Annotated in this window: 13 protein-coding genes; 1 reads left to right on the top strand and 12 read right to left on the bottom strand. The window is 72.5% G+C overall.

Annotated elements, in window-relative coordinates; translation table 11 throughout:
• Positions 1-114: 114 nt before the first annotated feature.
• From TU30_RS21215 to TU30_RS21185, 7 genes are all read right to left on the bottom strand, one after another.
• A complete protein-coding gene (locus TU30_RS21215) occupies positions 115-1,491 on the bottom strand; it encodes an NAD(P)/FAD-dependent oxidoreductase (RefSeq protein ID WP_042172542.1) in 1,377 nt (458 codons plus the stop codon).
• Positions 1,492-1,757: 266 nt separating this feature from the next.
• Positions 1,758-3,497 (bottom strand): PP2C family protein-serine/threonine phosphatase, encoded by a 1,740-nt coding sequence (locus TU30_RS21210; protein WP_042172330.1) that lies wholly within the window; start codon positions 3,495-3,497, stop codon positions 1,758-1,760.
• Positions 3,494-4,561, bottom strand: a complete 1,068-nt coding sequence (locus tag TU30_RS21205; protein ID WP_042172328.1) for a SpoIIE family protein phosphatase — start codon at positions 4,559-4,561, stop codon at positions 3,494-3,496. The genes TU30_RS21210 and TU30_RS21205 overlap by 4 nt, the downstream gene beginning before the upstream one ends.
• A complete protein-coding gene (locus tag TU30_RS21200) occupies positions 4,561-5,001 on the bottom strand; it encodes an anti-sigma regulatory factor (protein ID WP_042172326.1) in 441 nt (146 codons plus the stop codon). The genes TU30_RS21205 and TU30_RS21200 overlap by 1 nt, the downstream gene beginning before the upstream one ends.
• Entirely contained in the window at positions 5,001-5,420 is a 420-nt protein-coding gene (locus tag TU30_RS21195; RefSeq protein ID WP_042172323.1) for an STAS domain-containing protein, read from the bottom strand. The genes TU30_RS21200 and TU30_RS21195 overlap by 1 nt, the downstream gene beginning before the upstream one ends.
• On the bottom strand, positions 5,417-6,316 hold the full coding sequence (locus TU30_RS21190) for an STAS domain-containing protein (protein ID WP_042172321.1): 900 nt from the start codon (positions 6,314-6,316) through the stop codon (positions 5,417-5,419). Before TU30_RS21190 ends, TU30_RS21195 begins: the two co-directional genes overlap by 4 nt.
• Before the next feature lie 243 nt (positions 6,317-6,559).
• A complete protein-coding gene (locus TU30_RS21185) occupies positions 6,560-6,934 on the bottom strand; it encodes an STAS domain-containing protein (protein WP_042172319.1) in 375 nt (124 codons plus the stop codon).
• Between the two features lie 266 nt (positions 6,935-7,200).
• On the opposite strand from TU30_RS21185, the gene TU30_RS21180 reads away from it, so the two are divergent.
• Positions 7,201-7,605: a PRC-barrel domain-containing protein gene (locus TU30_RS21180; protein WP_042172317.1), complete on the top strand. Its 405-nt coding sequence runs from the start codon at positions 7,201-7,203 to the stop codon at positions 7,603-7,605.
• A 91-nt stretch (positions 7,606-7,696) separates the two neighbouring features.
• Here TU30_RS21180 and TU30_RS21175 read toward each other — a convergent pair whose 3' ends face one another.
• The 5 genes from TU30_RS21175 to TU30_RS21155 form a co-directional block, all read right to left on the bottom strand.
• On the bottom strand, positions 7,697-8,131 hold the full coding sequence (locus TU30_RS21175) for an ATP-binding protein (protein WP_042172315.1): 435 nt from the start codon (positions 8,129-8,131) through the stop codon (positions 7,697-7,699).
• 151 nt (positions 8,132-8,282) lie between these two features.
• On the bottom strand, positions 8,283-10,187 hold the full coding sequence (locus tag TU30_RS21170; RefSeq protein ID WP_042172313.1) for a long-chain fatty acid--CoA ligase: 1,905 nt from the start codon (positions 10,185-10,187) through the stop codon (positions 8,283-8,285).
• A 289-nt stretch (positions 10,188-10,476) separates the two neighbouring features.
• On the bottom strand, positions 10,477-12,702 hold the full coding sequence (gene glgB / locus TU30_RS21165; RefSeq protein ID WP_042172311.1) for a 1,4-alpha-glucan branching enzyme: 2,226 nt from the start codon (positions 12,700-12,702) through the stop codon (positions 10,477-10,479).
• 4 nt (positions 12,703-12,706) lie between these two features.
• Positions 12,707-14,065: a maltokinase gene (locus tag TU30_RS21160; RefSeq protein ID WP_042172309.1), complete on the bottom strand. Its 1,359-nt coding sequence runs from the start codon at positions 14,063-14,065 to the stop codon at positions 12,707-12,709.
• Between the two features lie 28 nt (positions 14,066-14,093).
• On the bottom strand, positions 14,094-14,690 hold a 597-nt coding region (locus tag TU30_RS21155), incomplete at its 5' end, for an alpha-glucosidase C-terminal domain-containing protein (protein WP_042172307.1).

Here is a 14,690-nt window from a genome sequence, read left to right as displayed (position 1 = left end):
GCATGACACGTGCCACCACCGGCCCACCGGGTGGCTCCCACCGGCCGGAACACCGGCCGGAGCACCCGGTCCGGCCGGCTCTCCGAAAAGCGCGGAGCCGCCGCGGAGGCCGGGTCACCGCACGGGCAGTCCCGCCTCCTCGACGTGCGCCCGCACCTGCTCCGGAGCCATGTAGGCATCCGTGTACTCGAAGTCCCGCAGTTTGGCGGGCCGGCGGGCCTGGAAGCCGGTCCGTACGAAATCGTCTCCGGCGATCGAGTTCAGCAGCCAGTTGGTCATGACCCTCGTTTTGGCGACATTGGTGCGCAGCGCCGACCAGTGGTACCCGCGGGCCGCCACCTGGGCGGGCAGGCCCCGCAGCTCCACACCGAGCGGCCTGGAGACGGCGTCGGTACCGCCGAGGTCCACGACCAGCCCGAGGTCCCTGTGGTGGTAGGGCCGAAGCGGCCGGCCGGTCAGCGTCGCGATGATGTTGTCGGCGACCTGCCTGCCCTGGCGCAGGGCGTGCTGCGCGGTCGGCGGGCACACCGCGCCCTCCACACCCTTGGCGTGGTCGGGCACCGCCGCGGCGTCACCGAGGGCGAACACCCCGTCCGCGCCCGGCAGACACATGTCCGCGGTGACCGCGAGCCGCCCGCGGACGGTCTCGGCGCCGAGCGTGGCGATCAGCGGGCTGGCGACCACGCCGGCCGTCCAGATGAGGGTGCGGGTGGGAATCACCCGGCCGTCGGTGAAAGTGACCTCCTCCGGCCCCGCCTTCGCGACGGAGACGCCGAGCGAGATCTCGATGCCGCGCCGGGTGAGGATCTCCTGCGCGCTGCGCCCGAGCTTCTCGCCCAGTTCGGGCATGAGCTTCGGAGCGATGTCGATCAGGTGCCACTTGATCAGCCCCGGGTCCAGCCGCGGGTAGCGCTTGACGGCCGCATGGGTCAGGCGCTGCAGACAGGCGGCGGTCTCGGTGCCCGCGTAGCCGCCGCCGACCACCACGAACTGCAGCCGCGAGGCACGCTCGGCCGGATCGTCGCTCGCGTCGGCGAGATCGAGCTGGGCGATGACGTGGTCGCGGATGTAGGCGGCCTCGGCCAGCGTCTTCATGCCGAACGCGTGGTCCGTCAGCCCCGGGATGTCGAAGGTACGGGTGACACTGCCGGGGGCCAGCACGATGTAGTCGTACGGCTCGTCGAGGATCCGGCCGGTGATGCTGCGGATGACGCAGACCTTGGCCCTCGGATCCACGCCGACGGCCCCGCCCGGGATGATCCGGGTACGGTACTTCGCGCTGCGGCGCAGCGACACGGCGACCGACTGCGGGGTCAGCACACCTGAGGCGACCTGGGGGAGCAGCGGCAGGTAGAGCTGGTAGGAAAGCGGCGTCACCAGGGTGATCTCGGCATCGCCGGGGGAGAGTTTCCGCTCCAGTCGGCGGACGCACTCCACTCCGGCGAAGCCTGCGCCCACCACCAGGATCCTGGGTCGTGTCACGGTGTCCATCCCTTTCTGCGGCTCCGCACGGTCCGCCTCGAGCACACACGGGGCTGCTCCGACGTCGACGCCCTTTCACCTGCCCCTGGATCGCCGCCCTGCACCTTCTTGATCGCAGAGCGTCGCGATCACGGCACATCGCGGTTCACCGGGGCACGCCGTGTCCGGACGCGGACCCGGAACGCGCGCATGTCCAGCACCACGATGCCCGCACCGGCGCCGGAGCGCACCGGGAGACCCGTGCCGAGCGGCGGGCGGTGGGAACCGACGGGCGATCAGCGGTGCAGGTGGCAGAGGAGCAGACAGACGTCGTCGTCGCGTTCGGAGTCGCGCAGAAGAGGGTTCAGGAGGCGGTCCGCCGCGTCCTCCAGGTCCGTGTCGAGCTCCGCGGGGCCGAACGAGCCGAGCGCGTCCGCGAGCCGCCCGATGCCCGAATCGATGCCCTCGACCCGCCGCTCGACCAGCCCGTCCGTGTAGAGCGCCAGCGTCGATCCCGGTGCCACCTGCTCGGTGTGGTCGGCGATCTCCTGTTCCAGCGGGATGCCGAGCATCGCCCCCGGCTTGGCGTCCAGGGTGCGGACCCGCCCGTCGGGCAGCCGCAGCACCGGCGGCGGATGTCCCGCGGCGGCCCACGTGAGCGTGGCCTCGTCCGGGTGGAACCGGGCGATGACCGCCGTGGCGTACAGATGCGGCTGGAGCTGGTGCAGGAAGCCGTGCAGCCGGGTCAGCAGCCGACCGGGGCTGCCGCCGTCGACGGCGTAGGCGCGCAGCGCGGTGCGCAACTGACTCATCATCACCGCCGCGTGCAGCCCGTGCCCGGTCACGTCGCCGACGACCGTGATCAGACTCCCGTCCGGCCGGTGGAAGGCGTCGTACCAGTCGCCGCCGATGTTCATGCCGTGGGTGGCCGGCAGATACCGGGCGGCCAGGCTCATCCCCGGAGTCGTGGGCAGGTCGGTGAGCAGGGCGAGCTGCAGTGTCTCGGCGATGTCCCGGTTGTGCTCGAAGCGGCGGGCGTTGTCGATGGCGATGCCGGCCCGGCGCGCGAGCTCGAGCAGCATCACCGCATCGTCCGGGTCCCAGCGCTCACCGGGCGACGACAGGGTGAGCACACCCAGCGGCGCCTGGCGCGTCAGCAGCGGCACGCACAGCAGCGGCCGGCCGGCATCGAGCTTCGAGGGCGGCTGGTCGTCCACACCGCGCAGTCCGCCGGGATGGTCGGCGGCGTACTGCGGCCGCCCGGTACGGGCCGCGCGCACCGCCGCGGCCGGGCGGGGCGGAGGCCGGTGCGGACCGTCGTCCTCGTCGAACAGCCATACGTCGACCCTGGCCGCGTACCGGGGCACCAGCAGTTCGGGCAGCCGGCGCAGGATCTCGCCGTGGTTCAGAGAGGTGTTCAGCACCGCGCTGGCGTCCGCCAGGAAGGTCAGTCTGCGGCGGGCGTTCTCCGCCTCGTTGCGCGCCCGGCGCTCGGCTGCGAACGCCTCCTGCTGGGCGCGGCCCGCCGCGTCCAGTTCGGCGTGCAGGGCCAGGACGCCCTGGTTCGTCTGGTGCAGTTCCTCCCGGTGGAAGGCGACCAGCGCCTCCTGCTCGGCGAGCCGGTCGAGCACCAGAGCGGTGTCCTCGTCGGCGCTCAGCAGCGACTGGGACAGAACCGCCGGAACGTCGCCGGGCACCGTGTCGCTGTCGCTGTCGCTGTCGCTGTCGGCGCGCGGCCGGTGCACCGGCGAAAAGGGGATCGTCGTCTCCCACGGCCTCTGCCCGGGGACGGACGCGTCCGCCGGGGGCGCCAGGACGGCGTGCAGCGCATCGCCGCCGTCCTTTGTGCGGTGCACGTCGAGAGTGAGCCGCCAGGTGCCGCCCTCGGCGAGGCACTGCCGCAGCCGGACGCCGAGCGCGGCGGCCAGCCGGGCCCGCTCGACGGCCGGTACTCCGTGGCGGGCGGCGAGCCGCGCGAGGGCGGCACGCGCGCGTGCCGCCCCGGTCACGCCACTGATCTGCCATGTGCTCGTCATGAATGGTCCGGTGGAGTGGAGGTCAGTACGGCCACCGCGGTGTCGTCCCGCACCGGACGGGCGGCGCTGCCCGCGTCGCGGATCGTCACGGCGGCCGTCACGGCCGGGTCGGCCGCCGCCGTACCCGGGTCCGACGGCGGGGCCCAGCGGCTGGGCAGGCCGTCGGTGTGAAGGAACAGCACGTTCCCGGCGGACCACTCGAGATCGTCCTCGCGCACGGTGCCGGGCCGGTGGACCCCGACGATGCCGGGCCGTGAGAGCAGGGCCCGCCACCGGTCGCCCTCGCGCAGCCGGGCCCCGACGTTGCCGATCCCGGCGAACCGCAGCCGCCCGGTCCGGGCGTCGAGCTGGGCCACCGCGACGGCCGCGCCCCGGGTCGCGCCCAGCTCCTCATGCAGCAGGCGGAGCGTCTCGGCGGGGCCGAGATGGGGCCGGGCGCGCACCGCCTCCACCGCGGCGGTCGAGGCGCGTGCCGCTTCGAGGCCGTGGCCCAGACCGTCGGCCAGCATCAGGGTGTGCCGGTCCCCGGACCTGACCCACGCCCAGGCGTCCCCCGAGTGGTCGGCCCCGGCGTAGGGGACGTTGACCCCACCCGCACGGATCACGGACACTCCGGGACCGCCGTCACCGCCGGGTGTCGACGGGGCGCCTCTCCCGACGCGGGCCACCGCCACCGTGCCCCGGCCGAGGACGCTGTGCAGGCCGAAGCCGTCCGAGAGCCGCCGACAGGTGCCGAGGCCCGCGCCCAGTGAGCGGGTGGTGCTGAACCCGTCCCGCAGCGCGCCCGCCACATCGGCGATCCCGGGCCCGTGGTCGATCGCGGCGATCTGCACGGCCCGCACCGGGCTGCCCTCGCGCAGCACGGGCGGATCCACGACGTCGACGAGCACCTCGCCGTCCCGCCCGTGCTTGAGCAGGTTGGTGGCCAGCTCCGTCGCCACCAGTGACACCGCCGCGGTGCCCCGCTGGTCGAGACCGGCCAGGGCCGCCGCCTCCTCGGCGGCGACCCTGACGTCCCGTACCCGGGTGGAGTCCCGCACCGGCACGTCCCAGACGCGCGGCATCAGGTCTCCTCCCGTGCGCGGGGCGGCCGGTTCACCCAGGAGGTCACCCGCACGACGGTCCCCGACCCCACCGTGCTCTCGACTTCGAAGTCGTGCACCAGGCGCCGTGCGCCGCCCAGCCCCATCCCCAGCCCGTCGCCGGAGGTGAAGCCGTCCCTGAGCGCCCGTTCGAGGTCGGGAATGCCCGGCCCGGAGTCGCTGAACGTCAGCCTCAGCCCGCTGACGAACCCCGCGGTCACCGGGGAGGCGTCCATCTGCCCGCCCCCGCCGTGCACCAGGGTGTTGCGCGCCAGCTCGCTGGCCGCGGTGACCAGCTTCGTCTGGTCCACCAGGCCGAAGCCGAGCAGGGCGGCGGCCTGCCGCACATGCTGGCGCACCCACACCAGGTCCATGTCCGACCGGATGGGCAGGCAGGCCTCGATCCCCGAGGCGGTGGGCATCACGCGCGCTCCCGGCGCGCACCGCCCGCGCGCGTCGACACGACGGGCTGCTCGAGCAGTGCCATCGCCGCCTGGGTGTCGAGCGCGGTACGCAGTCCCGGCAGCGTCAGCCCCAGCTCCACCAGGGTGATGGCGACCGCCGGCTGCATTCCGGCCACGACGGTCCGCGCGGCCAGCAGCGACGACTGCGCCGCGATCTCGGCGAGCACCCGTCCCAGGAAGGAGTCGACGATCTCCACGCCGGAGATGTCGATCACCACCCCCGTGACCCCGCTGGCCGCGATGGTCTGCGACAGATCCTGCTGGAGCTGCTGGGCCGTGGTGTCGAGCAGGTCGCCCTGGAGCGTCACCAGAAGCACGTTGCCGAGTCTCAGTACCGGAACATGTCCCGCGACCGGGCGGGAGAACGCCTCGCTCACCGGCGGCCCGCACTTCCGGCTGCCGTATGCACGACGTCGACCCCCAGCTCGTGCAGGCAGTAGCCCAGCGCGTCGGCGAGGCTCGCCCGGGTGAGCACGGATCCGAGGTCGAGACCCAGGTGAACCATGGTCTGCGCGATCGCCGGGCGGATGCCGGAGACGACGCACTCCGCGCCCATCAACCGGGCAGCCGCGACCGTCTTCATCAGGTGCTGAGCCACCAGCGAGTCGACCGTCGGCACCCCGGTGATGTCGAGGATCGCGAACCGCGCGTGCTGGTCGACCACCGAGTTGAGCAGGGTCTCCATCACCACCTGGCTGCGGGCGCTGTCGAGCGTCCCGATCAGCGGGACCGCGACGATCCCGTCCCACAGTTTGATGACCGGCGTCGCCACCTCCAGCAGCTGCAGGCGCTGCCGGTCCATCAGCGCCTGCCCCTCGCTCAGCGCGGTCTGCATGGACACCACCCGCAGGGTGCCCATGAGCGTGCTCAGCTCGGCCGTGCACGCCCGCAGCTCCTCGGCGGAGGCCTGCTCCAGGTCTGCGACGAGCAGACTGTCCACCGGCGGCCACAGCGCGGCCAGTTCGTTCGACACCTGCGTGGCGGACAGTCCGGCACGGGTGCGGGCCGCGCTCATCCGCGCCAACTGCTCACGCACACCGGTGAATCCGGCGGCGTCCGAGTCCTCGGCCCGCTGCGCGTCGGCGACCTGGGCCAGGGCGTCGACAACCGCCTTTCCGGCCTCGACCGCTTCATCGCGCGAGAGGGTGAAGACCGTACGGAACAGGGGTTCGTCCGCCCACCGCTGGGCGATCTGCTCACGCCTGCGCCGCAGGAAGTCCCTGACCTCGAGCGTCGGCGTTCCCAGCGGTCCGCCCGCTGCGCGCTCAGGCACCTGTGTCTCCTCGTTGTTGTTGTCCCACCCGGCCCGTGCCGGGCGCCGAAACCGTGTCGCGCCCCGGCCGGACGACTACTCTAACGACGCTCCGGGCCGGTGCGGCAGCCCTTGCCGGAGCCGAGGCCCCGCAGGCGGCGGGCACCACCGGCCGCGCGAGGACGGCGAGGAGGCCCGGCGTGCGGTGTGCCGGACCTCCTCGACCCGGCTCGGGGGCCGGGGGCGTCGCGATGCCGGCCGGTGTTACGTCCTGTGCGCGCCGTCGACCCGCTCCAGTGCCTCCTCGGTGCTCTGGGACACCGGAACCGTGATGCTCACGCCGGTCAGGTCGAGAACGCGGCGCACCGCGGGCACGGGGGAGATGATGTGCACGCTTCCCGGCAGTTCCCGGACCTCCTGGTAGATGCGCAGGACGATGTTCATGCCTGACGAGTCCATGAAGGGGACCGCGGACAGGTCCAGCAGGAAGTGCCGGCGTCCGTGATGCAGCTGGTTGGCCAGGTGATGCTGGAACTCGGTCGCGGTGTCGGCGTCCAGATCGCCCTGCACTGTGAACAGGGCGACATCCTCCCGGACCACGGACACCCCCACGGACAACGGGTTCGGGGCCATGGACAACACATACCTCCCAATCGAGCCGACGGCCGGGTCCGGCCGCACGCGCAGCCGCCTACCCCGGGATCTCCGCTCCATGCCGGAACCTTCCGCACCGGCCCGGGAGGCGGCGTCTTCACATCACGCCCGGCCCGGTGCGGGTTTTGTGACTTCGCCGGCCGAATGCGCCCGCTCCAGAAGGGTAGTTGGCTCCTGTGGAGACGGGCGGGGACCGGAGAGCGGGCCCCGCCCGCTCCGGGATCGTCATCACAGTGGAGGCAAGGAGCAGCGTGCCCATGGACAGCATCTGGTCATACGCGCCGGAGCTGGGTCTTGCCCAGGGGCAGGATCCGGACCTCACGGGATACACCGTCGTCGCGAGCGACGGCAGCACCATCGGCCATGTGGACCGGCAGGCCGACCATCACGCCATGCGGCACCTGGTCGTCGACACCGGCGTCTGGGTGTTCGGCCGGAGTCTCCTCGTACCCGTCGGGGTCCTCGCCACCGTCGACTCCGGCGAGCGCAGGATCACCGTGTCCTGCACCAGGTCCGAGGTGAAGGCCGCGCCCCGGTTCAGGACCGACAGCGAGACCATGGACCCGGGCTACCTCACGACGGTCGGCGACTACTACCGGGCGCTCACCCGGCCCGGGCCCCCGCCCGAGCGCGCTCCCGGCGCCCCGGCCGGATGACCGCCGCCCGGTGATCCCCGCACCGGACGCCGGCCGGCCCACCTCACGGAGCCCGGCCGGCCCGGCGCGGGAGCCACCGGACGCCTGGCCGTCACCAGGGCAGGAACACATGGATGTCCTTGCCGCCCGCGGTGCCGACCACGCTGACCTGATCGCACAGCGTGTGGATCAGATGCCAGCCGATCCCGCCCCCGCCGTGGCTCGGTCTGAAGGGCCGGGGCGTCGGCTCGGTCGTGCTCGTGTCGTGCATCACCACGTGCACCCCGTCGAACGTCCTGCGCAGCCGCATTCCGAACGGTCCCGGCGCGTACTGGACCGCGTTGGCCGCGAGTTCCGTGACCACCAGAAGGATGTCGTCCCAGTGCTCCGGGGCCGTCGGCGGGGAGACGCGGGCCAGTTCGAGGAGGAACTCCTCCGCCACCAGGCGTGCGTCGGTGACGTCGTGCAGCTCCCCGGGGAAGCCGGCGACGCGTTCCGTGATCTCCTCTGCGGCCACTGGCCTGTCCCTGTGCGGCTCGGATGCCATGGTGCCTTCCCTGCCCCGACTTCCACGGGCCAGTCGTTCATGTGTGGTCCGTTCCTTCGTTCTCCTGTGTCTGTGAGTTCCCGGGCAGCCGGACCCTACGCGCCCGTATCCGCGGGTGAGCGGGGGGTGACGGGCAGGTCGCCCCGGGCGGTCAGCGGAAGACGTTGTCCGAGTCGTCCCAGACCGACGGCTCCTCCGGCACCGGCTCCCGATCCGGACGCGAACGGGAGTGGTACATCGCGTCGATCTCCGGCGCGTACCGCTGCACGATCTCGTCCCGGCGCAGCTTCATCGACGGCGTCAGCAGGCCGTTGGTCACGTCGAACGCCTCCGGCAGCACCCGGAACACCCGGATCGACTCCGGACGGGACACACTGCTGTTCGCCGCGGCGACCGCCCGCGCCACCTCCTCCCGCAACGCGTTCTCCTCCCGCGCCTCCCGCGTCGCGGCGTCGCCCGGCAGCGACAGCGCCGCCCGCCAGTGCGCCAGGAAGTCCGGGTCCAGTGTGATCAGCGCCCCCACACAGGGCCGGTCGTCCCCCACCACGACGGCCTGGTGCACGAGCGGGTGCATCCGCAGCCGCTGTTCCAGGGCCGACGGCGCGACACTCTTGCCGCTGCTGGTGATGATGATGTCCTTCTTGCGGCCGGTGATCGTCAGATAGCCCTCCGAGTCCGTCCGGCCGATGTCCCCCGTGGCCAGCCAGCCGCCGGCCAGCGCGGTCAGGGTGGCGGCCTCGTCGCCCACATACCCCTGGAACACCGACGGCCCGCGCACCAGGATCTCCCCGTCGTCGGCGACCCGGATCTCGCTGCCCGGCAGCGCCAGCCCGACGGTGCCGGACTTCTCCCGGCCGAGCGGCTGCATCGTCACACCGCCGCCGGTCTCGGTGAGCCCGTAGCCGTCGTGGACGTAGATGCCGATGCCCTCGTAGAAGAGGGACAGCTCGCGACTGAGCGTCGAGCCGCCCGAGGTGGCCCTGCGTACCCGGCCGCCCAGCGCGGCCCGCAGCCTGCGGTACACCGTCCGCTCGTACAGGGCGTGCTGGAGCCGCAGGTCGAAGCCGGGTCCCGGGCCCCGGCCCAGCCGCTGCCGCTCCACGGCGGCGGCGAAGTCGCGCGCCGTGTCGGCGGCCCGCTCGAACAAAGCTCCGCGGCCCGCCTGCTGGGAGGCGCGCAGGAAGTTCTTGTAGATCTTCTCCAGCAGGGAGGGGACCGCGTACAGATAGGTGGGCCGCAGGGTGCGCAGCGCCGAGGACAGGGCCTCCGAGCCGAGATCGGGCTCGTGCCCCATCAGCAGGCCACCGCGTACGCACAGGCCCTGGATCATCAGCCCGTACACATGGGAGAACGGCAGGAAGGCGAGGACCACGGCCTGCTCACCCGGCTCCGCCGCCGTGTGGGCCCAGCCCTCCAGCAGGACGTCGCACGGGGCGGCCAGGTTGCGGTGGCTCAGCGCGCACCCCCTCGCCTGCCCCGACGTACCGGACGTGTAGGCGACCACGGCCGTGGAGTCCGGCAGCACGATCCGGCGCAGTGAGTCCACCGTGGCCGGAGGCAGGTACTCGCCGCGCGCCACCAGCTGCTCCAGCGCACCCGAGTCCAGCTGCCAGACGTGCCGCAGCCGCGGCAGCGCGGCGCACACGGACCCGACGGTCATCACGCCCTGCTCGTCCTCGACCACCACGGCCACGCAGCCGGAGTCCCTGAGGATCCACTCCACCTGCTCCCGCGACGAGGTCGGATAGATGGGGACGACCTCCGCGCCCACGGTCCACAGCGCGTAGCACAGAACCGTCCACTCGTAACGGGTCCGCGCCATGATCGCCACCCGGTGGCCCGGGGACAGCCCGGAGGCGACCAGCCCTTTGGCCAGGTCGACGACCTGGTCCCGGAACTCCAGAGCGGTGACCTCCTCCCAGGACGCGGAGGCCGGGTCGGCGCGGCGGGCGAGCATCGGCAGGTTCGGGCTCTCGGCCGCCGTCTCGAAGAGACTGTCCGCGAGGCCGCCCGTCAGGGGTGAGGCGGCCTGCGGAGCGAGAGCGAGGTCGCGCATGCACTGCTCCTGACATGTACGGGCTGTGACTCGGCCGACGGGCAGAGTCGTCGGCGGTGCCTGAATCTAGCCGAGCCCGGGCGTTCCGGGGCCGGATCACCGGAACTGTGGCCACACCGATGATGACATCGCCCCGGTGGTCCGACCCCGCCCGTACGGTCCGCCCGTATTCCCCGCCCGTGCCTTCCCTTTCGGCGGTCCGCCCGTACGCCGCCCGTACGCGCCGTGCCCGCGCCGGCTGACGTCCGGGCGCGGGCACGGGGCGGAGGGGCGGGCGGACCGCCGGGCCTCACAGGTCGTGCGGCACCAGCCACACCGTCGCGAGGGGCGGAAGGGTGAGGCCGACACTGCCGTCCTCGGGCTTGACCGGGTCCGGGTTGGTGACGTCACCGCCGCCGTACCGGGCCGAGTCCGTGTTGAGGACCTCCCGCCAGGCGATCACGTCGTCGGGCACACCGAGCCGGTAGCCGTGCCGGACGACGGGGGAGAAGTTCGACACCGAGAGCAGCGGACGGCCCCCGGTGCCGTACCGCAGGAACGCGACCACGTTGTCCTCGGCCGCGTCCACCGCCACCCAGCGGAACCCGTCCGGATCGGTGTCCCGCTGCCACAGCGCGTCCGTCTCCCGGTAGCGGGCGTTGAGATCGCGCACCAGGTCCCGCACCCCGCGGTGGTCGCCCGCGGAGTGGTAGGAGTCGTCCAGCAGCCACCACTCCGGGCCCTGCTCCTGGGACCACTCCGCTCCCTGCGCGAACTCCTGCCCCATGAACAGCAACTGCTTGCCGGGGTGGGCCCACATGAAGCCGAGATAGGCCCGGGTGTTCGCCCGCCGCTGCCACCAGTCGCCGGGCATCTTCGAGACCAGTGACCGCTTGCCGTGCACGACCTCGTCGTGCGAGATCGGCAGCACGTAGTTCTCGCTGTACGCGTACACCATCGAGAACGTCATCCCGTGGTGGTGGTACCTGCGGTGCACCGGCTCGTGGCTCATGTACTCCAGTGAGTCGTGCATCCAGCCCATGTTCCACTTCAGCCCGAACCCCAGGCCGCCGGTGTCGGTGGGCCGGGTCACCCCGCCCCACGCGGTCGACTCCTCCGCGATCGTCACCACACCCGGGCACCGCCGGTAGACGGTCGCGTTCATCTCCTGGAGGAACGCCACCGCCGCCAGGTCCTCCCGGCCACCGTGCGCGTTGGGCTCCCACTGGCCGGAGTCCCGCGAGTAGTCCAGGTAGAGCATCGAGGCGACGGCGTCCACGCGCAGCCCGTCGATGTGGAACTCCTCGCACCAGTACACGGCGTTGGCGACCAGGAAGTTGCGCACCTCGGTCCGGGCGAAGTCGAACGTGTACGTTCCCCAGTCCGGGTGCTCCGCCCGCCGGGAGTCCCCCGGCTCGTACAGGGGGTCCCCGTCGAACCGGGCCAGCGCCCAGTCGTCCTTCGGGAAGTGCGCCGGCACCCAGTCCATGATCACGCCGATGCCGGCCCGGTGCAGGGCGTCGACCAGGTACCGGAAGTCGTCCGGGGTGCCGAGACGGGCCGTGGGCGCGTAGAAACCGGTGACCTGGTAGCCCCAGGACGGGCCGTAGGGGTGCTCGGCGACCGGCATCAGCTCGACATGGGTGAAGCCGAGGTCCTGGACATAGGCCGGCAGCACCTCGGCGAGCTCGCGATACGTAAGACCCGGTCGCCAGGAGGGCAGATGGACCTCGTACACCGAGAACGGCGCCTCGTGCAGGGGCACGTGGGCGCGGCGCTTCATCCACCCGGCGTCGCCCCACGTGTAGTGCGAGGCCGTCACGACCGACGCGGTGTTCGGCGGTTCCTCCGCGAGGCGCGCCATCGGGTCGGCCTTGAGCATCCGACGGCCGTACCGGGAGTGCACCTCGAACTTGTAGCGGGCGCCCTCTCCGATCCCCGGCAGGAACAGTTCCCACACGCCGGACGAGCCGAGCGAACGCATCGGGAACGCCGTGCCGTCCCAGCAGGTGAAGTCGCCGGCGACCCGGACGCCCCGCGCGTTCGGTGCCCACACGGTGAAGCGGGTTCCGGTGACGCCCTGGTGGGTCATGGGGTGGGCGCCGAGCGCCGTCCACAGCTCCTCGTGGCGCCCCTCGCCGATCAGGTGCAGATCGAGTTCGCCGAGCGAGGGCGGCATCCGGTACGGATCGTGCACCTCGACGGCGTCCTCGTCCCCGTAGGCCACCGCCAGCGTGTACGCGGGGACCGCGTCCAGCGGCAGCACTTTGGAGAAGAGGCCGTCCCCCTCCGAGGCGAGCGGGGTGCGCCGGCCGCCGGTGACCACACTCACCGTGCGCGCGAACGGCCGCAGCGCCCGGAAGACGATGCCACCCGGCACCGGGTGCGCGCCGAGCAGCGCGTGCGGATCGTGGTGGGCGCCCGCCAGCAGGCGTCCCCGGTCCTCGGGATCGAGGGCAGGGGCGGTCTTGGGCGTCTTCGGGGCGGACGGGACGGACCCGGCCGACTCGGGCAGCGGGGTGTCGTGCAGGGCCACGGCTTCAGTCTCCTCTCACGGCGAGGCGCTCGATCGCCGCCATGGGTACGGGCAGCCAGTCGGGTCGGTGCCGGGCCTCGTACAGCACCTCGTACACGGCCCGGTCCGTCTCGTAGGCGCGGAGCAGGCCGTGCTTCTTGCGCGGGTCCCAGCCGGCGCGGGCCGCGTAGCCCGCGCAGTAGGCCTCGCGACAGCGGCGCGCCCACTCCGGGCGCCAGGGACGGCGCTGGCGGGCGGCGTAGTCGAACGAGCGCAGCATCCCGGCGATGTCCCGCAGGGGGGAGTGGGCGCTGCGCCGTTCGGAGAGCGGCCGGGACGGCTCGCCCTCGAAGTCGATGACGAACCAGTCCTGTCCGGCCCGCAGTACCTGCCCCAGGTGCAGGTCGCCGTGGATGCGCTGGGCGGGCGGCCCGGGATCACAGGTCGCGAGCGCGGCGAACGCCGCCTTCAGGCCGGGCACGTACGGCTGGAGCACGCGTACGGAGTGCGCGGCGGACGTCAGACGCTCGGTCATCCCCTCCGACGTCAGCCCGCCCTGCCCGGGCCTGCCGACGGGGAACGCCGAGGCGAGCGCCAGGTGCACATCCGCCGTGGCCCGGCCGAGGGCGTGCGACTGCGCGGTGAAGTCGTCACCGGCGGCCAGCGCCTCCAGAGCCAGCGTCCAGCCGTCGGAGGCGTCGCGCAGGAACGGCTGGAGTACACCGAGCGTCGCCTTGAACGGATGCGTGGTGCGCAGCCAGGCCACGGGAGCGGGTACCCGGTGACAGCCCTGCCGGGCCAGCGCGCCCGGCACCTCCAGATCCGGGTTGACACCGGGCTGGATCCGCCGGAAGAGCTTCAGGATGAACTCGTCGCCGTACACCAGGGAGGAGTTGGACTGCTCGGCGTCCAGCAGCCGCGGCACCAGCCCGGCCGGCACCCGCTGGGCCGCGTCGCCCTCGAACCGCAGCGGGCCCACCGCTCGGGGGTGCCGCAGCCGTTCCAGCAGCAACTGCGCCGACCGCGGGTCATGCAGCGCGTCGTAGACCGTGCGCCCGGCCAGCGGCCCGTCCTGCACCCTCCCGATGACCGCCCGGCCCAGACGCGGTGCCGGGTGCTCCCGTACGCCGAGGAGGAGCTGGTAGCAGTCACCGGCCCAGGGCGTGTTCCCGGGCGAGGGCACGCCGCCGTGGCCGGCGTGGACCAGCAGATGGAGACAGTCCGGGAACAACTCGGTCATCGACAGCACGTGGAGGTCGGTGACGGGTCGGTCCTTGCCGGCGAACCAGCGCTGCTCCGGCAGCCACTCGCGCAGCAGCCCGGCGAACGACTGCGTGGGTTCGGCGGTCGTGCTTCGCGGGCACAGGAATGCGGTCTTCGTCATGTGGACGCCTCCTCTCGTCGGCGCACGGTCACAGTCGGCGGCCGGTGCGGGATGCGGCTCGGGCGAGCCGGAACCAGTAGAAGCCGTGGCCCCCGAGGGTGAGCAGGTACGGCAGTTCGCCGACGGCGGGAAAACGCACCCCGCCGAACAGTTCGACCGGGTGACGGCCCTCGAAGGCGCTCAGGTCGAGTTCGGTGGGCTGCGCGAAGCGGGAGAAGTTGTTGACGCAGAGGACCAGGTCGTCCTCGTACTCCCGGAGGAAGGCGAGGACGGCGGGGTTGGAGGAGGGGAGTTCGGTGTAGGTGCCGAGGCCGAAGGCGGGGTTCTGCTTGCGGATCTCGATCATCCGGCGGGTCCAGTGCAGCAGTGAGGAGGGTGAGGCCATGGATGCCTCGACGTTGGTGACCTGGTAGCCGTGGACCGGGTCCATGATCGTGGGCAGGAACAGCCGGCCGGGGTCGGAGGAGGAGAAGCCGGCGTTGCGGTCGGGGGTCCACTGCATGGGGGTGCGGACGGCGTCGCGGTCGCCGAGCCAGATGTTGTCGCCCATGCCGATCTCGTCGCCGTAGTAGAGGATCGGCGAGCCGGGCAGGGACAGCAGCAGGGCGTTGAAGAGTTCGATCTG

The organism is Streptomyces sp. NBRC 110035, from assembly GCF_000829695.1.
Lineage (GTDB): Bacteria > Actinomycetota > Actinomycetes > Streptomycetales > Streptomycetaceae > Streptomyces.
This window is presented reverse-complemented; position numbering and strand designations above follow the sequence as displayed.